The sequence below is a fragment of the Dolichospermum heterosporum TAC447 genome (assembly GCF_024584745.1).
GTDB classification, from domain to species: domain Bacteria; phylum Cyanobacteriota; class Cyanobacteriia; order Cyanobacteriales; family Nostocaceae; genus Dolichospermum; species Dolichospermum heterosporum.
Genome location: NZ_CP099464.1, coordinates 5,433,524 through 5,452,240 on the forward strand (window position 1 = coordinate 5,433,524; position 18,717 = coordinate 5,452,240).

At 41.8% G+C, this 18,717-nt stretch carries 15 protein-coding genes; 6 read left to right on the forward strand and 9 right to left on the reverse strand.

What is annotated here, in order from left to right:
- Positions 1–368: 368 nt before the first annotated feature.
- Both NG743_RS24710 and NG743_RS24715 read right to left on the reverse strand, forming a co-directional pair.
- Positions 369–2,663, reverse strand: a complete 2,295-nt coding sequence (locus NG743_RS24710; RefSeq protein ID WP_257121091.1) for an EamA family transporter — start codon at positions 2,661–2,663, stop codon at positions 369–371.
- Between the two features lie 538 nt (positions 2,664–3,201).
- Positions 3,202–4,446, reverse strand: coding sequence for an inorganic phosphate transporter (locus NG743_RS24715; protein ID WP_027400600.1), 1,245 nt, complete (start codon positions 4,444–4,446; stop codon positions 3,202–3,204).
- Positions 4,447–4,582: 136 nt separating this feature from the next.
- Between NG743_RS24715 and NG743_RS24720 the strand changes: the two genes are divergently transcribed.
- The gene (locus NG743_RS24720) at positions 4,583–5,644 is read left to right on the forward strand and encodes a class I SAM-dependent methyltransferase (protein WP_193963114.1); all 1,062 of its coding nucleotides are present in this window, start codon (positions 4,583–4,585) and stop codon (positions 5,642–5,644) included.
- Positions 5,645–6,160: 516 nt separating this feature from the next.
- Here NG743_RS24720 and patX read toward each other — a convergent pair.
- The 3 genes from patX to queC form a co-directional block, all read right to left on the reverse strand.
- Positions 6,161–6,397, reverse strand: coding sequence for a heterocyst-inhibiting protein PatX (gene patX, locus NG743_RS24725; RefSeq protein ID WP_027401389.1), 237 nt, complete (start codon positions 6,395–6,397; stop codon positions 6,161–6,163).
- A 107-nt stretch (positions 6,398–6,504) separates the two neighbouring features.
- Positions 6,505–8,247 carry an FAD-dependent oxidoreductase gene (locus tag NG743_RS24730; protein WP_027401388.1) on the reverse strand — a complete coding sequence of 581 codons (1,743 nt, stop codon included), beginning with the start codon at positions 8,245–8,247 and terminating at the stop codon, positions 6,505–6,507.
- Between the two features lie 195 nt (positions 8,248–8,442).
- Entirely contained in the window at positions 8,443–9,138 is a 696-nt protein-coding gene (queC, locus tag NG743_RS24735) for a 7-cyano-7-deazaguanine synthase QueC (protein WP_193963111.1), read from the reverse strand.
- A gap of 14 nt (positions 9,139–9,152) precedes the next feature.
- Between queC and NG743_RS24740 the strand changes: the two genes are divergently transcribed.
- From NG743_RS24740 to fcmC, 5 genes are all read left to right on the forward strand, one after another.
- A complete protein-coding gene (locus NG743_RS24740; RefSeq protein ID WP_160170600.1) occupies positions 9,153–9,302 on the forward strand; it encodes a hypothetical protein in 150 nt (49 codons plus the stop codon).
- Positions 9,303–10,178: 876 nt separating this feature from the next.
- Entirely contained in the window at positions 10,179–11,753 is a 1,575-nt protein-coding gene (locus NG743_RS24745; protein WP_257121092.1) for a group II intron reverse transcriptase/maturase, read from the forward strand.
- A 168-nt stretch (positions 11,754–11,921) separates the two neighbouring features.
- Positions 11,922–13,004, forward strand: coding sequence for a Gfo/Idh/MocA family protein (locus NG743_RS24750; RefSeq protein ID WP_027401385.1), 1,083 nt, complete (start codon positions 11,922–11,924; stop codon positions 13,002–13,004).
- Positions 13,005–13,320: 316 nt separating this feature from the next.
- Positions 13,321–14,484, forward strand: a complete 1,164-nt coding sequence (gene fcmB / locus NG743_RS24755; protein ID WP_027401384.1) for a filament morphology actin-like protein FcmB — start codon at positions 13,321–13,323, stop codon at positions 14,482–14,484.
- A 5-nt stretch (positions 14,485–14,489) separates the two neighbouring features.
- The gene (fcmC, locus tag NG743_RS24760; protein ID WP_027401383.1) at positions 14,490–14,963 is read left to right on the forward strand and encodes a filament morphology membrane protein FcmC; all 474 of its coding nucleotides are present in this window, start codon (positions 14,490–14,492) and stop codon (positions 14,961–14,963) included.
- 727 nt (positions 14,964–15,690) lie between these two features.
- Here the strand turns inward: fcmC and NG743_RS24765 are convergent.
- From NG743_RS24765 to NG743_RS24780, 4 genes are all read right to left on the reverse strand, one after another.
- A complete protein-coding gene (locus NG743_RS24765) occupies positions 15,691–16,272 on the reverse strand; it encodes a CPBP family intramembrane glutamic endopeptidase (RefSeq protein WP_027401382.1) in 582 nt (193 codons plus the stop codon).
- A gap of 6 nt (positions 16,273–16,278) precedes the next feature.
- Positions 16,279–17,340, reverse strand: a complete 1,062-nt coding sequence (locus NG743_RS24770) for a DUF3326 domain-containing protein (RefSeq protein WP_027401381.1) — start codon at positions 17,338–17,340, stop codon at positions 16,279–16,281.
- 43 nt (positions 17,341–17,383) lie between these two features.
- Positions 17,384–17,554: a DUF8621 family protein gene (locus NG743_RS24775; RefSeq protein ID WP_173401694.1), complete on the reverse strand. Its 171-nt coding sequence runs from the start codon at positions 17,552–17,554 to the stop codon at positions 17,384–17,386.
- A 76-nt stretch (positions 17,555–17,630) separates the two neighbouring features.
- Positions 17,631–17,948, reverse strand: a complete 318-nt coding sequence (locus tag NG743_RS24780) for a 2Fe-2S iron-sulfur cluster-binding protein (protein ID WP_257121094.1) — start codon at positions 17,946–17,948, stop codon at positions 17,631–17,633.
- Between the last annotated feature and the right edge of the window lie 769 nt (positions 17,949–18,717).

The following is an 18,717-nucleotide window of genomic DNA, read 5'->3' on the forward strand; positions in this document are numbered from 1 at the left end:
ACTTTAGATACTCAGGGTGTTGGGATGCAGGGGTATAGGGTAAGACGGAGGAACGTTAGATTGATTTACATTTTGTATCTAACAACTTATCATAACTGCCTATTTCTGAAATATCCATATATTTTTACAAGAATTTTTTTAACAGGAGTCAGGAGTCAGGAGTCAGGAGTCAGAGAAAAAAGAAAATTCTCCACCCCCCCTCCCAACTCCCCCAACTCCCCCAACCTCCCCCACTCCCCCAACTCCCCCAACCTCCTCCACTCCCCCAACCTCCTCCACTCCCCCAACTCCCCCAACCTCCCCCACTCCCCCAACCCCCCCAACTCCCCCAACCCCCCAACTCCCCCAACCCCCCCAACTCCCCCAACTCATTTAGTAGGTTGTAACTGATTAGGTGGTTTTTTCCAGCTAATACTTGCTGCACCCAGGGTCACTAAGATAACTCCTATAACTTGGACAATATTTAGGGATTCTTGCAGCATAATCCCGGCGAAAATTACGGTTAAAATCGGGACTGTAGCTCCAATTAAAGAGGAGAACGGAGAGCCTAGTTTACGAATGCCAAAATTATTGAATAAGTAACCGCACAAAGTTAAAACACCTAATATAAATGCACTTAATACCAGTTCAAGGATGTTAGATGAACTAATTGCTACACTTAAATTACCGGGTAATGGAATTATTAAGCAGATAAGACTTAATAACAACATGGTGGTGAAGTTAATTAAAGTCAAAGATACAGGATGTAACTTGAGTTTAGTAGCACATATCCTGGTGAGAATAACGTAAATTGCAAATGCGATTCCAGATAGAATGGCTGTGGTGCTTCCCAATGCGGTGTTATTCACCCCTGTAGACTGACTACCTAAAACTAATAATTCACCGCAAAAAATTGCCGCCATTGCTCCAGTAACTAGTGAATTAGGACGTTCCTGAAATAGAAACCAGCACAGAAACACGCTCATAACTGGATAGACAAAGAAGAGAGCGATCGCCATTCCTGTTGTTACTTCACCAATAGCAATGTAAATAAATACCTGTGATACAAATAATAAACAACCGCTAATTACTGACAAAAATAGAGCCTGTTTAGTTTTATTCTGAGTAGGCGTTGCATTTGCTCCCAATGAAGCAAATAAATTTTCTAATTCTTGCCAAATAGGAGGATGTAATATAGGTGATAAAAGTAACATTAATGGCACAACCACTAATAAGCGCAGCATCAAAATCAAGAAAATATTCCCCAATGTCGGAAAGATTAACTGCTGTGTTGGCAATCCCCCCAAGGGGTTAGAAGCTGTAAAGAAAATCGCTTTAATTGCTACGTTGTAAAGAGACGAAACCACTGTAGACAAAGCAATAAAAAGGAAGCCTATCTGCAACTGTGACCAATTAGGAGATGTCCGGGATCTTTGTTGTCTGGGAGTTATTTGTTGTTGAGGTGTAATTGGTTGTTCAGGTGTTGTTGGTTGTTTAGGAGTTGTTTCCCGTCTTAATTTTGGTGTTGGCGGTCGTCCTGTGGGTAAATTAGGAGTTAAAACAGAAAGTGGTTCAGGTTTTGTATCTCCCAGGGATGGTGCTGTTAATACCTTAGAAGTCAAAATAGCACCAAGTTCAGAATTTGGATCTTCCGATGGTGTATCTAGACTTACAAAAGAACTAGGTACAGATGCTTTATCTGCTGCTGATGTATCTGGATTTACGAAAGAACTGGGTTCAGGGGTTTTATTGTCCGGTATTACTGTTGGTAAATCTGGATTTACGAAAGAACTGGGTTCAGGGGTTTTATTGTCCGGTATTACTGTTGGTAAATCTGGATTTACAAAAGAACTGGGTTTGGAAGTGTTATCTATTGGTGAAGATAATATAACCGCATTGGCTGCTGATGTAGAATCACTGTGTGCTGATTCATGAGGAATCAAAGCAACTGGTTCAACCATGATTCTTTGTGGGGATTTTTCCGAAGAACCATTTTGATGAGTTATGGCTTCACCACGCAGATTATCAGCTAGTTGTAAAACTGTAGGTGCGCCTCCTGTTGTTGTTTTGACGGAGTTAGCATCTCGATTTTTTTCTACTTCACTTCGCAGACGATTGACAAATTCTGCTAGTATGGCTTCCCCTTGCTGTTGTTGGCTATACATCCGTGACAACTGCTGGGAAAGATCACCTTGATAGTTTTTGAGTTCTTGTAATAGTGAATTAAAGGCAATAGTTACCGTTCCATCCAGACTGTCTAGCATATTAGTGACATTCTGTCCGATTTCATGAATAGCATTATTGTTTAATTGAGTATTTTGCAGCGCAGATGAATCAGAGGAGTTATGCTCTACGGATTGAGTAGCTAAAGTTTTCAGTGACGATTGTAATTGGGAAGATATATGTTTGGCTAGAACTTCTGCTAATTGACGGATTAACACTTGCTGTTCAGTGATTTGCCGCGATTGTTGTAGATTTTCTTTTTCCTCAATTAACCTTTGAATATCGCCAGATAAGCGATTTTTTTCGGTTTCTAGCCGTTTTACGTCTTCCTGCAACGACCTCAGCAGATTTTGTTGAAGATTTTCTAAATCTTCAACTACATCCCATAGAGCATTTTCTGCGGCTCTGGATAGCTCACCTCTAATGCGTGGGTTTTCTGGTCGCTTCTCAAATCGCCCCATCGGTTTCTAGCCTCTAACACCTTGATGATTAAGTTACTCGGCACTCTGCGCGAACAACACCTGTATTAAGTTTCCTGGAGAAAAGGCAGGAAACTGAACAATTTCACCGAACTTATCAATTTAATTAACTTATGAAAGCCTTACAAATGAATACCTAACTACAAGCACCAAATCCGTGCGGAATACCTATTGCTTGATAGTTGCCATCATGATCGCAAACTGCTGTAATTTATAGAAGGCGACAGGGAATAGGTTTTGGGAGATTCTACTGTTTGTTACATAACATATTTTGTTTTTTCATGTCCACCTATCTAGTAGTCTGTCAACCCGAAAATGACGGGTGAAGGCAAGTAGGGGGAGAAGAGAGGTGGGGGGTGGGGGAGGTGGGGGAGGTGGGGGAGGTGGGGGAGGTAGGGGAGGTAGGGGAGGTGGGGGAGGTGGGGGAGGTGGGGGTGCGGGAGGGAAGAACAGAAGTTTTTTCCGATCATTACCCGTCAAAATAAATTTGACGAACTACTAGTGCCAGTTTAGTGCCAGTTTAGTGCCAGTTTAGTGCCATAATGGTAAAAATAGTGGCACTCAGGGCGACGCTGATGGGAATGGTAATTAACCAAGCGGCGGCGATATTCTGGATAGTGGCAAATTTTATTGATTTAATATTTTGTACCAGTCCAATCCCCACAACTCCACCGACAAGGGCATGGGAGGTGGAAACGGGTAAACCTAAGCGGGAGGCTAATAAGATAGTGATGGCTGTGGCTAGTTCGGCGCAAAATCCGCTACTAGGTTCTAAGGAAATAATATTTTCGCCAATGGTGGCAATAACTTTTTTACCCCAAACTGCTAATCCTGCCACAATGCCGATCGCACCGAGAACCAGAATCCACAAGGGGATGGTGAGTTCATCACTGGGAACTTTACCTTGTTGGTTGATGTAGGCAATTACTGCTAGAGGAGCGATCGCATTACCAACATCATTAGAACCGTGAGCAAAAGCCACAAAGCAAGCGCTCAAAACTTGAAATCTGGCAAATAAACCTTGAATTTTGTTTTCAATTTGACTATTTACCAATTGTCGCCAACTGATCAAGGTCAAGCTAATTACGGCGATTCCACCAATGAATAGGGTAATGTCGTGAGCGGGAACATTAAATTTTCCCTCTGTGAGTAAGAACTGGCTCAAGGGTTGAGTGATTGTCGGGAGAACGATAATACCAAATACACTCAATAGCAATGCACTTAACCAGGGAATCCATTCTTGTAGCTGGGAGAGAGGTTGGGGTTGATTAAAAATCCATTGTTGAATCAAACTATACAAACTAGCGGCGATCGCTCCACTAATTATTGGTGTTAAAATCCAGCCTATGGTAATTAAACCAATGGATGACCAATCCATTGCTTCTACTCCCAATGCTACCCAACTAAAGCCAGCGATCGCTCCCACAATGGCATGAGACGAAGACACCGGTAAACCCCTAGCTGTGGCAATTTGTAGCCAGATCCCAGCCGTGAGCAGTACCGAAATCATCCCCATCACTAAAGTTTGTGGTATCGTCGCAAATAAAACCGGATTCGCAATTTTCGTGCCGAGGGTAGACGTTACCTCTTGTCCAAACAAGACAGCACCAAGAAACTCTAACACGCCAGCAATCATGATCGCCTGTTTGAGAGTAATAGCCCCAGAACCCACAGAAGTTCCCATCGCATTAGCAACATCATTTGCACCCAAATTCCAGGCGACATAGAAGACTAAAAGAGCGACTATCGCAGTTTGCAGTTCCATAAAATAAACCATTCACACCTGTTAACAGGTAAAAATTGTTATGAATGATTTACATTTTCCATTTTTTTGGCTATAAAAATCTGGACGAGCCATGAAACTCGACACAATCAACAAAACCTAATTTTATCTTTTATCTATGTTTGATATTTTCACAAAATCAAGCTACCAAGCCCTGCAATCAGGGAAGAATTACTTTGCTTTTGCTCACAAAATCGTAATTTCACAGATCAAAAACCTAATTTATCCATCACTTCAGCCAAATATCAGTCCTTTATCCCGGAAATTGCTCACACAACTCCAAGACAATATGAACCAGTTATTGGCAACAGACTGGGAAGATAGTCAAGCCGGTGTGTATCCACAAAATTTATTATTTGATAATTCTTGGGAAGATTTCTTCCGTTACTATCCATTAATATGCTTAGATTTACCAAATATCTGGGAACGAATTAAAAATCGGAGATATCAAGAATTTTCCCAGGAAATATCCACAGATAACTATCCCAGCTACTATGTACAGAACTTCCATTACCAAACAGATGGCTATTTGAGTGAACTGTCCGCCAATTTATATGACTTACAGGTGGAAATTCTGTTTGGTGGCTCAACTGATGCTATGAGAAGACGCATCCTCTGTCCTCTCAAATCCCAACTAACAGCATTTGACCATATTCCCCAAGAACAACTCCGAGTCATAGATATTGCTTGTGGTACTGGACGAACACTGAAGTTAATCAGAGCAGCTTTAGCCAACATATCTTTATTTGGTATAGATTTATCCCCAGCCTATTTGCGGAAAGCCAACGAACTATTATCCCAAATTCCTGGAGAATTACCGCAACTCGTACAAGGGAATGTCGAAGAGTTGCCCTATCGAGATAATTACTTTCATGGTACAACTTGTATTTTTCTGTTTCATGAGTTACCAGCGGCAGTTCGTCAAACTGTAATTGAAGAATGTTTTCGGGTCACAAAACCAGGAGGCATTTTTATTATCTGTGATTCTATTCAGGTAAATGATGTACCGGAGATGGAAGTAGTTGTCAAGAACTTCTCAGAGACTTTTCATGAACCTTATTACAAGCATTACATTACAGATAACCTGGTAGAGCGTTTAGAAAAGGCGGGATTTGAGCAAATAGAAACCCAAGTTCACTTCGTAAGTAAATATTGGATTGCTCACAAGCCAAGTTACTAGAAATTTAGCATTCACAATGAGGGTTGATAACTAAGAAAAGTTTTCTGTTCCCTCACTTCCGGTAATTATTCCCACCTACTAACGCCCAATGTGTACTGAACGCGATTACCATAGGTGAGATTGGTGCGTGTATTAGTGACTTGGTCACCAATACACGCCAAGGGTTGAGCAATTACCGGATGTTTTGATGAAATATTGAACAATTTTCGAGAGATGAAGTGCTGTAACTGTCTATGTTTTTAGCAGAGAAATGGCAATATTGATAGCTGGCGTGATGACGCGAGAGCCATGCAACTGATTAAAGATATAGTGCTTGTAACTATCTATATCTGGTGTCAGTCAAAGAGAAATTTACAAACGATAAAATCAAACAAGTGTAGTGCTGTAACTGTCTATATCGTTTCAATTCAAGAAGTCGTATGTAGGATTTAAAAGATCCAATAATCCGGTAACATCATTTCTGGATTGGCAGGTATTGCGCTCCAAGGATTAAATAACAGAACTGAAATTGTCAACTTATCCATCTAATCCTCTACGACCACTACCTCGATGAGGATTGGGCTTTTCGGGTTGATTGGGGCTAGGTTTGGAGTTATCAGCCAGGTTGAAACTCTGGTTTAACACCAAAGGTGAAAGCTGGTAATCGGACTTAGCCATTGACAGAGCGGAAAAACGAGTCTGTACTGCTTCGCAGTTAAAAGCTAAGGAGCCAAATACCAGACTCGATACTAAAAGTGAAATGGCAGCACGCATAGTAGATGTCTATTTTAGAACTCTCTACTTCACTAATACTTAACTATTATATGTCTATCCGGAAAATTTGCAAAAAAGTATTGTATTTTACTGAATAAATGTTCATTTTATACTTCTTCAATATATTCAACAAGTAACCAATTCCCAGATAAATTTGGCCGCCCCCAAATCTTGAGTATTTTTTCTGGGGGTAAAGCTTGTAGTTGCTGATCTATATCAGGTATCAACGCAACAAGCTGCCAATTTGTTGTAGTAAAATTGGTTTCATTTGTAATATTAAATTGGTAATTTTGCTCACCTAGTCGTTGGAATTTGCCTGTAAAGCAGTTGAGGTTTAATTTATTGTCTGGTCTCACCACAATACAAGGGCAGTTACCATCAGCAGGATAAGCTTCTGGATGGTCTAAATAATAAGTTTGCCAGTACAACCAATCGGGATGATTAGTTAATAAGTTAAACAAGGGAACAATTACGCTAGGTGCATGGTCGTCTGTCAATAATGCAGCCTGCAAACTCTTCACTGGTAAATCCCTGGGCTGACATTCTAGCACAATACAAAGAGAAGCTGCCATACCTGCCGCTTGTCCAATTCCCATGACTACTGGTTGAAGTCTAGTAGCGCCGTTAGCGATGTGAGAAACGGAAATGTTTTTTTCACAAACTAGCAAACCATCTGTGGTGGCAGGAACAAGAGCGCGATAGGGGATAGTGAAGGGTGTTCCTGTCCATCTTCCACCCCAACGGATGGATTTAGGTTGCAGTGAGAACTCTACGCCGGGATAATGGTGATCGTTGGCATAGTTACCGACGGCAATGGCATCATGAAATGGTAATGCGGTTTTACCGTTGGCTAAAGGCAGGATATCCCGTTCACAAACAGTTGTCAAGCCTACTAGACGGCGACTTTCCCGATAATAGGGATGGAGGGCAAAGGCGGAGTTAGGATGGGGAAACAGGTTTTCTGCTAATCCGTAACGCCTACCAAACTGACTTTGAATGTGATGGGCGAAATTCTGACTATGCCAATAAGATTCTTGCATAAATTCGCGCTTTTTCTCCCCTACATCTAGCAACCGATTGGCATTTTCGCAGTAATCGTTGCCCGCAATAGGCCAGTTAATCATAAATTGATTCGCCGGTAAGCGTCCATAGTTCAAAAATTTTTCTGAGCCATAGTTATCCCAAGCTCCTGTAAACTGGGATGGATTATAGTTGGGGGCGGGGAGAATTTCTGGGGCGGTATTTTCTCCAAAGTCTTGCATGACTACTACCCAGGTTGGTGCTTGGACTGGATAGGTTTGGGTCAGGGAGTTAAAATTTGTTGGTGCGCTGGGTTCTTGCCATTCTGATTGTAATTCCCAACCCCAACGATGGGGGATTTCTCCTAAAGCTAATAGGTCTCCTAATTCTGTGCCGTCAAGAATGATTTTGGCGTTGATGGTAAAGTTTGCAAAGCGTATACCTGTGATCCTCTCTTGGGTTCGCAATACTTCTAAGGGAACTTGTCCAGAAATCCATTGCAGGTTAGGTAATTCTCGTACCCAGTCGGCAAATATTTCTGCACCTATTCGCGGGTCATAAGTAAAAAAACTGACCCAACTATTATCTAATCCGCCTGGTTGTCTGCGTTGTAATTCTTGGAGGAAAGCCCCCCATAAACCTGTTTGCCAGGCTTGCAATTCGTTGCCGTCTGGTGCAGATACACCGGCTGAGGTCAGCATTCCTCCTAACCAGGGAAACTCACTCACGAGGATTGTGTTTACACCTCGTCGCGCTGCTTGGATAGCCGCAGCAGTTCCGCCGGTGCCTCCGCCAACAACTAGGACATCGGTTGTATAGATTTGATTCATCGTATTTTATAGGATTAAGTATGGTTTTATAGTTTATTAAAGGGCGATCGCTACCTGATTATACTCAAAACGGCTAGAAGCTGGACTTTTTTATCATACAAAGAACAAGTTGAAAGCCTCTCCAGTATTAAATATTATTCCTTTTCCCTCTCCTCTTAGGAGAGGGTTACTAGAGGGGTTTCATATTTGGTTAAACTATGAACCGTTTTCAGTATAAGTGACATAATCAATGGGATCTTCTAAACCTAATTCGGCAAAGGCTGCTAACCGCAATTGACAGGAATCACAGACACCGCAGGCTGAATCACCACCGGCATAGCAGGACCATGTGAGATGCCAAGGTACTCCTAATTGATTGCCTAGTTGGATGATTTCTGTCTTTTTCAAATCAATTAATGGGGCGATAATTTTAATAGCTTCTCCCTCGCGTCCTTGTTTTGTCCCCAACTGGAAAACTTGCTGCATAGCTTCGATATAGTCAGGACGACAATCTGGGTAGCCGGAATAATCTAGGGCATTAACGCCAATATATACTCTTTGGGCGGCGATCGCTTCGGCATAGCCCAAAGCAAAACTTAAAAAGATGGTATTACGGGCAGGAACATAGGTAACAGGAATATTATCTGCCATTTCGTCGAGCGATCGCCCTTCAGGTAAATCAATCTTGTTGTCTGTTAGTGCTGAACCACCCCATTGTCGTAAATCAAAATTTACCACCTGATGTTGAACTACTCCAGCCGCATTAGCAACCATAAAAGCAGAATGTAACTCTTCCCTATGACGCTGTTGATAATTAAAAGAAATAGCGTAACATTCACAGCCATCAGCCTTTGCTTGGTAAAGAACAGTAGAAGAATCTAAACCACCAGATAACAAAATTACAGCTTTCATATTCAGAAGAGGAAATGGGAGATCAAGAAATAGCAAGAGGAGAGGGAAATTTTCACAATTACCAATTCCTTCATAAATTGCATCCAAAAGATGGGAAAATTAACAAAATACAACCAACAAAAATTAAATATGGACAAAAAGACTCTCAGGAATCAAAACATTAATTGTATAAATCGCCTAAAACATTATACTCTGAGTATTAACTATGTAATGGCTTGTAATTTTACTTATAGAGAGGGTGATTAATTTACCGCTATCAAAACAAAGTATGTATTGAATTTAGTTAATTTCCTAAATACATACCTGATAACTTCTGTCAAAAGTTACAAAAATTACAGAGTTAAAGAAAAAACACATAATTTTTCTAATAGATGAATAAAAACAGGATGATTGACAACTGTTAACGGAAAAGATCACCAGATGGCGGGAACTGAACCCAAACTTTGAAATTCTTCATAAAGATAATCACTATGTTACCATCTGGATGGTTTGTGCGATTCGTTGTTAGTTGAATCACGGTAATCAGTCCGTACATAAGCTAACCAACCCAATCCAATCATGGGAAAAGGTTGAACTCTCGGTCTGATATGGGTGAAAGTCCCATCTACCAGACTCAGGTATGACTCCCTACCTGCCCATGATAACCCGACTCGGTTTCGGGAGGTCAAAGCTGGGAACAGGGCGCAATCAGACATCCGTTGTGGGGTGACACTGGTGCTAATGGGGGGTTCCCACGGTGAAACAGAGCCTAGAAAAGCAACCTACCAGAAAGCAGGACACAACCCAAAAACCTGACTACGTTGGAGACAATTCCCGCCGCATCTAAGCCAAATAGCGGCAAGAGTCTAGGGAATCCAGCGGTTGAAATGGCTACACCTAACGGAACGAACAATCAACCGAGGGAACGAATAAAAACGGATTAAAGGTCTAAGGGCGGTCGAACCCTGAGTAGGCTGGACGAGCAGCGGAATCCCCTCAATTCGGGTAGGACAGACCGTAATTGGTCTGAGGTGTTCAGAATACACAAATTGGAGCAGAGCATGATTAGACACAGAGACAACTCTAGTGAATCCTGGAAGACGTTACCCTGGAAGAAACTCCGCCGTAACTTATTCCGCCTACAAAAACGAGTGTATAAAGCGGTTCAAGTTGGAGACAAGCGCAAAGCGAAGTCCTTACAAAAGCTGATTCTGAAATCAACCGCAGCAAGATTAATGGCTATCCGTCAAGTAACACAGCTAAACACTGGGAAAAAGACAGCGGGAATTGACGGGAAGACCGCGCTCTCATTCGAGCAAAGGTTTGAACTAAGTGAAAAACTTAGAACCGAATGTAACGAATGGAAACACCAGGGATTACGTGAAATACCCATCCCTAAGAAGGACGGTAAAACCCGGATTCTCAAAGTCCCCACTATTGCAGACAGGGCTTATCAATGCCTCATCAAATACGCATTAGAACCAGCACACGAGGCAACTTTCCATGCCAGGAGCTACGGGTTTAGGACTGGACGCTCGGCTCACGATGCTCAGAAAATCCTGTTTACCAATCTCAGTTCCAAAGCCAATGGAATAGATAAGCGAGTTATAGAACTCGATATTGAAAAATGCTTTGACAGGATAAACCACACCGCCATTATGGACAGACTCATCGCTCCTTATAGCATTAGACAAGGAATATTCCGATGTCTCAAAGCCGGAGTTAACCCAGAGTTTCCCGAACAAGGAACACCTCAAGGCGGTGTGGTAAGTCCACTTTTAGCTAACATCGCCTTAAACGGAATTGAAAGTATTCACAGATATCATAGGATATCTAATTATAGAATTACAGACAAAACCTCAAGGGAAGACATTATTGAGCCAACAATCCGTTATGCGGATGACATGGTAATAATACTCAGACCCCAAGACGATGCTACCATTATACTTGACAAAATCAGTCAGTTCCTAGCAGAGCGGGGAATGAAAGTCAGTGAGAAAAAGACGAAGCTAACCGCCTCGACAGATGGGTTTGATTTCCTCGGCTGGCACTTTAAAGTCCAGAAAAACGAAAAGTTCAGATGCGTCCCATCAGTGGACAATTATAAAACTTTTCGCAAGAAAGTAAAACACATCGTCAACAACTCGAATTATGGTGCTACCACAAAGGCTGAGAAATTAGCCCCAGTAGTTAGAGGTTGGAGGAATTACCACCGCTTCTGCAAGATGGACGGGTCACGTAACTCGTTATTCCACATCAAAACAAGAGCATTTAGGGTATTCAACAGGGAACCGAAACAGGACCGCTACACCAGTAAGAAATTACTAGATAAGGCATTCCCAACAGTTCCCTGCTCCGAAAATAAACACATCAATGTCAAAGGTGAGAAATCACCCTACGACGGAGATTTAAGTTATTGGAGCGAGCGTAACAGCAAACTCTATGACAACCATACCTCTAAAGCTATCAAAAGGCAAAACCATAAATGTGGACATTGTGGATTAAAAATGCTCAGTGATGAGAAGGTGCATTTACATCATGTTGATGCCAATCATAGCAATTGGAAGCCTAAAAACCTTCTAGCTATTCACGAAAGCTGCCACGACTATATACACATGAGCAAAAGCGAAAGCTAAGAATATCGGAAGCTGGATGCCGTGAAAATGGCACGTCCAGATTTAACAGAGAGGGGTGCGGGATAATACCCGCCCTCGACTCTACCAAGACAAATCAGACCTGGCGTTTAAGTATAAAAGCCAACGACCGTAGCGTCTCTAAATTTGGTGGTTGAGGAGAGAACAATAGTGCAAGATAGCATATCAGTGTCAGAGCCAAATCTTTATTCACAGCGCAGCCAGCCGCACCCTATTCGCATAGGCGTGATTGGGGTTGGTAACATGGGACAACATCATACCCGCGTACTGAGTTCCATGAAAGACGTGGAATTAGTCGGCGTTTCCGATATTAATGTCGAACGTGGTCTAGAAACTGCCAGCAAACACAAAGTCCGGTTTTTTGAAGATTACTGCGACTTACTACCCCATGTAGATGCCATCTGTGTTGCTGTGCCTACAAGGTTACACTATGCAGTGGGTATAAACTGTTTGTTAGCAGGAATCCATGTTTTAATTGAAAAACCGATAGCAGCCAGTATTTCCGAGGCAGAATCCCTAGTTAATGCTGCTGCTGAATCCCAGTGTATTTTGCAAGTTGGTCACATAGAACGATTCAATCCCGCCTTTAGGGAACTTAGTCAAGTCCTCAAAACCGAGGAAGTTTTGGCTTTGGAATCTCACCGTATGAGTCCTTATTCGGCGCGGGCGAATGATGTTTCCGTAGTGCTGGATTTAATGATCCATGACATTGATTTACTGCTAGAATTAGCCGCCTCACCAGTGGTGAAACTGACTGCTAGTGGGACTCGTTCTTTAGACTCAGGTTATTTAGATTATGTAACGGCTACCTTGGGTTTTGCTAATGGGATTGTTGCCACTCTCACAGCCAGCAAAGTTACCCACCGGAAAATTCGCCGTTTAGTTGCCCATTGTAAAAATTCATTTACAGAAGCAGATTTTCTCAATAATGAGATTTTGGTACATCGGCAAACCCCTGTTAATCCGCTGATTGACCATCAAAAAGTCTTATATAGACAAGATGGTTTAATTGAAAAGGTTTATACCACCAATGTTCAGCCTCTTAGTGCAGAGTTAGAGCATTTTGTCAACTGTGTTCGCGGTGGCAATCAGCCTTCTGTCGGTGGTGAACAAGCTCTCAAAGCTTTACGCTTGGCTAGTCTAATTGAGCAAATGGCTTTAGAAGAGAGAGTTTGGAACCCATTAGAGTGGTCTTCGGAATCCAGAGTCCAATCTTTGACATCAACCATTTAGCAAAATTTAGCTAAAACTGGTAATGGGAGAAATTTAATGATTTTTCTCCCGCCAATATGACGGGTTAGGAGTAGGGGCAACCCCCTGTGGCTGCCCTGTAGTTATTCTGTGCTTGGATGTCAAGAGGGGGAAGAAAAAAGCAAAGCTTGACTTGACATTTCCCAAGACTGACATCAGAAATACTAAATCATAAAAAATTGACGATCGCCTGTTATGAATTTTGACGTATTTCTAGTTACACTTAACCCAACCTAAAATTTTTTGTAGCTCACCTTTTTGTAAGATGAGCATGATAACTTTTTACAGAGGAGATTTCATGACAGACCAACCGCCCGTAGCTAATCCCATGAACGCTGCTGCTATTCCTATGAACCGGAATCCAGCAGCACCATCAGCAGCCACACCCATAAATTCTGGAAATTCCGTCAAGCCAACCAATATTACGGGTAAAACTATTCTGAGTGTGGATTTAGGTAGAACCTCCACAAAGACTTGTGTGAGCCGTGAACCCGCTAATGTGGCTTTCATTCCTGCTAATGTGAAGCAAACATCAATTGAGCAGATCCGTGGTGGTGTGTTTGAAGCTAAGGCTACTGACCCACTAATGGATTTGTGGTTGGAGTATCAAGGTAGTGGCTATGCTGTAGGGCAATTAGCAGCCGATTTTGGGGCTAATCTTGGCGTTGGCCAATCTAAGGTAGAAGATGCTCTGGTCAAAGTTTTATCATCTGCTGGTTACTTTAAGCTCAGAGATGAAATTTATGTTGTCCTGGGACTGCCTTTTTTATCTTTGGAACAATTTGAAAGAGAAAAGGCACAGTTAACTAGCTTGGTAACTGGACCTCATGTAGTAAATTTCCGAGGTGAATCCATAACTTTGCATATTGCCAAAGTCTGGGTAATGCCAGAAGGATATGGTAGTTTGCTGTGGTCAGAAACTCAACCGAATAAAGCAACAGCAGTTCCCGATTTTACAAAAATATCTGTGGGGATTGTGGATATTGGTCATCAAACCATTGATATGATCATGGTGGATAATTTCCGCTTTGCTAGGGCTGCTTCTAAGAGTGAAGACTTTGGGATGAGTAAGTTTTATGAACTGGTAGCTAAGGAAATAGATGGTGCTGTTGATAGTCAATCATTGGCACTGATTTCTGCGGTTAATAAGCCTAAAGGCGATCGCTTTTACCGTCCCAAAGGTGCTAGTAAGCCTACTAATTTAGATGATTTTCTGCCTAACTTAACAGAGCAGTTTTCACGGGAAATTTGCTCTCGTGTGTTAGCTTGGTTGCCAGAGCGAGTAACTGATGTGATTATTACAGGTGGTGGTGGAGAGTTTTTCTGGGAAGATGTCCAACGTCTACTCAAGGAAGCTAAAATCAACGCTTACTTAGCTGCACCTTCTCGGCAAGCTAATGCTTTGGGGCAGTATATTTATGGAGAAGCGCAATTATCTGCTGCTGTTCGCGCTAGGTCATAAAACTGATGTTCCAATGGTCAAAAAAGGTAGTTAAATCCGTTACGTTCAATCCAGAAATTGCTGATGAGAGTTTGTTAGCGCAGGTGGAAAACTCCTTAGAGACACAGCCAGATAAAACTTTCAGTGATCTGTGTAAGGAGGCTCTCTGGAAATTTTTGTGTGTCCCAGAAACTGTACAACCAGTTGCTAAGACAGCAAATATAACTACGGTTGAACAAAAAATCGGTGAGATGCAAAATCAAATAGCTGGTTTTGAGGAACGTTTTTTGGCGAGGGAGTCTCATCGTTTGGAGGCGATAGAAAGTCAAATGTTGCAACTTACTCAACAAGTGGCAAATTTGGCAATTATCCTGAATCAACAACCACTTACTTATATTCCTCCTGATAGCGTTAGCGTGGCGCAAGCCATACCTGAATATGAACCTCAAGAAGTAGACCCCGTAATTAATCGGATTGGTCAGTTCCTTGATGATTTCTAAGCAATAACTGGGTTTTTCCTGGTTTTGACTTTGAAAAAAACTCTTAATCAAACTACCCCAAGTCCTACCAATAAGCCATTGCGGTGTTATTGGTGGGATATTTTGTTTCAGGAGTCAGGATTCAGAAAGAAGAAGTGAAATCCTATAGAAAAATTAGGCATTGCTGATTAAGGGTATGAATTCTAGTAGTCTGTCAACCCGAAAATGACGGATGTAGGGGATGTGGGGGGGTAGGGGATGTGGGGGGTAGGGGATGTGGGGGGTAGGGGATGTGGGGGGGTAGGGGATGTGGGGGGGTAGGGGATGTGGGGGGTAGGGGATGTGGGGGGTAGGGGATGTGGGGGGGTAGGGGATGTGGGGGGGTAGGGGATGTGGGGGGTAGGGGAGGGAAGAACAGAAGTTTTTTCCGATCATTACCCGTCAAAATAAATTTGACGAACTACTAGTCTCATACAAAGGCGCAGAGGTAAGAGTTTTAAAGGTTCAATTTGGGAATTTCATACCTCAATATGGCTACGCCACGCAGGCTATCAGCAACACCAAAAATTAAAAATTAAAAAAATCCCTACTCTGCTAAGTAGTGAGACAGAATTAATTACACAATGTCATTGCGTAAGCGTTGCCTGGCGTTAGCCATATGGAACGAAGTGAAATGAAGCAAGCGCAAGGGTTGTGATTGCTTCCCTTCCCTCGCAATGACTGTAAATATTTTTGTCCAATTACTTATCTAAAGTTTTTGAATTTTCCATAAGTAGCTAGATAGCCAATTTGTGACGATATGGGCAACTATTGGTAATAACAAGTTGCCACTTAATAGGGTGCTACAACCTAAAATAATACCAACAATGGTTGCCCAAATTACATAAGGCCATTGTTCGGGACCGCTAAGGTGTAGGACTCCAAAACAAAGACTGGATACGATCACAGCGGTATAATCTGCGCCTAAAGCGGGTAGCATTACACCTCGAAATAATAATTCTTCACTTAAACCAGGAAGTAGTCCTAACCAAATTAAGTCCGGTAAAGCTAACGGTTTAAGAACCATTTCTAGATAATAATCGGCACTTTTGCGGTAGGGAGGAGAAAGACGATAAGCTAAACCACTTAATATGGTAATAATTACACCTAAACTAATTCCTAATAATAAATCTTGTTCTTGCCAGTGCCACTTAAAAAGCGCGATATTACCCCAGCGCAACCATAATTTAGCAACTGTCCAGAGAATAATTGCGGTTACACCCATTGCTACTAAGACTTGGGTGCGTGTTAAATAGGGTATTTCTGGTTCTTGGTTTTGTTGTTCAATCACAGGATTTTAAAAAATAATTGGTAATTGGTGATTGTTAATTGTTAATGAGGAGGGATTGATACCTGCTTTATGAGCGACTAATACACCTACTGCTTCTAAATATGAGTTTACCTGCAAGGTGGGAATTCTTAACATGGATGCAGGAACTTGCATCAAAGTTTTATTTTCTGCAACTGTAATTATTTGACATTGTTTCTGGCTTAAACTCAATGAAGCACTACTTCCACAAGCTGTAGCAGGAATGATTAAAGCATCAACTTGATCTGCCCAGATATCAGTGGATAAAAAATTGTGATTTTCTGTATTAATAATAAATTGCGGGGCGTTACTCAACCCAACTAAAACGCAAGGTAAGAATGTGTAGCCCAATTCTTCCGCTGCTGCACGGGGGGATAAATTTGCTTCTGGTGGGGTGCTGGCAAGGGCAGGAGCATGGGCGCAGGGAATTTTAAAGGTACGAACTAATAAATGGCTAATGACGGCTTCTACACCGGCTATAGGGTCTACTCCTTGACCTTGATGATAGTTTTTAACTGCGGTTTCGTCCATATTGTCGGGGAAACGGGCAACAACAGCGATCGCTTCGGCTTTTTCTTCTATAATTAATTTTTCAGCAGCCCGTAATAAACTATCAGGATTGCCGATTGTTCCCCAACTAGCACCTGATGGAGAAGTTCGTAATTCTACGTTTAGCGGTGCATCAGTAATAACATGATTTGTAATATTTAATCCTAGAGTGGCTCTAGCTGCATCGGCTACCTGCAAGTGTCGCAGCATTAATTCCGGTTCGATACCCTGGTCTAAAAGCAAACCGACTCTATTACTGCGAACCGGACGTAAACCCCATTCTCCAGCCGCAAATTTATCTAAACCATATCCTTCAACGTAGAAGCCATTGGGGATATTCCAGTATAGACTTGCGCCGTTCATAACATTGGGGTGAGTAATCAAGCGATCGCATACCTGTGATATAACTCTAGCTACTGGTAACGCATCACCAGCATAACCGCCAATCGCTGCCCCAATGCCGGTAGGTATAATTAAAATTACGGTGTATGGTTTTTGGATGGGTATCACAGGTTTTTTTCGCGCAAAGACACAAAGAAAAAGTTTAAGCGGTAACTACGGCTTCTACTGTTACGGTTTGTGCTTCTTCATTAACAGCGGTAATAGCCCAACGCAGGGGTTCACCTTGTTTCTCCAATTCTGCTGTAATCGCTTCTTCTAATTCTGTGGGAGTTTCTTGCAATTCGATTTCAGCGGAAATAAAGTGAGTTGTCATAATCCTAAATCCTTTGCCTTGATGATTTTGAGAATACAGAAACTTTTTGGTGATTGGTAATTATTAATTATTATTATCAACCTTTCCCAAATTGCGCTTTATAAACAATCTCTTCTTTTTCTGTTTCGATTTTTAAATCAGAAAGAGGTTTAGCAACACAAAGCAGCGCGTAGCCTTGTTTTTGCAAATCTAGACTTACACCCATACCATCTTCTTGATTTACAGTTCCTTCTGTAATCAAAGCCGCACAAGTTGTACAAACACCAGCACCGCAAGAAGTCGGTAAGTCTAAACCATTAGCTGAGGCGGCGTTGAGAATATTTTCATCTTCAGAAACTTGCAGGGTATATTTTGTACCTTGGTGGTTAATTTCTACGGTGTAAATTTTGGACATATATAGCAGCAGTGTTTGACAACAGACAAATATTCTATTCTACTTGTTAACATTATTAAGGCATTATACCATATTTATTTATTGTTAAATTTGACTTAATTTTCCAGGCTTTTGGCTGTTGCTAAATTTGGTTAGCTTGTTCATATTCATCTAAACCTCCATTCCTCCCATCACCAAACTGAGTACAGTTTTGGTGATGGGAGGAATGGAGGGTTAATTGTGAAACGTCCCTTGAGTAATTTTGTGCGCCAGCACAAACAATGAGAGGGACAGTTGAGCAATTAACAAATCTTTGATTTTCCATATTCGTAACCGTCCTTTTTGTGAATTGATTTACTGGATTAATTAGGTCTAGTACAAAACGGCGTAAATAAACCAACCATTCTAAATCCTCCAAGAGCCTATACTGTCTTCATTTTGACTTTTGACTTTTGACTTCCGCCTTGCGGTACTAGTGGTCTTTTTTCAGTGTCTAAAACAAATACTTTGGACATAATATTTTGCTCCGAAGAGCCTCCCATTTCTGGGGTCATGTTAGCTTTGACAATGTTAGAGGTCTGTAACTATCTTAAAAGCACTGGTTTAACCCTTAAGCCTGTTTAACTTTGAAGTTCTAGAGCAGGGAACTAGCTACGCATCCCCTGGTAGGTCTTTAACTCTTACCTCTAACGTAGTTCGGTTAAGAACTGAGTCCAACTAGGCTTTTACAAGCCCTCACTTACCCGAAGGGAAGTGATGGGTGGTTGACGGGGATACATCAAACTGTGCT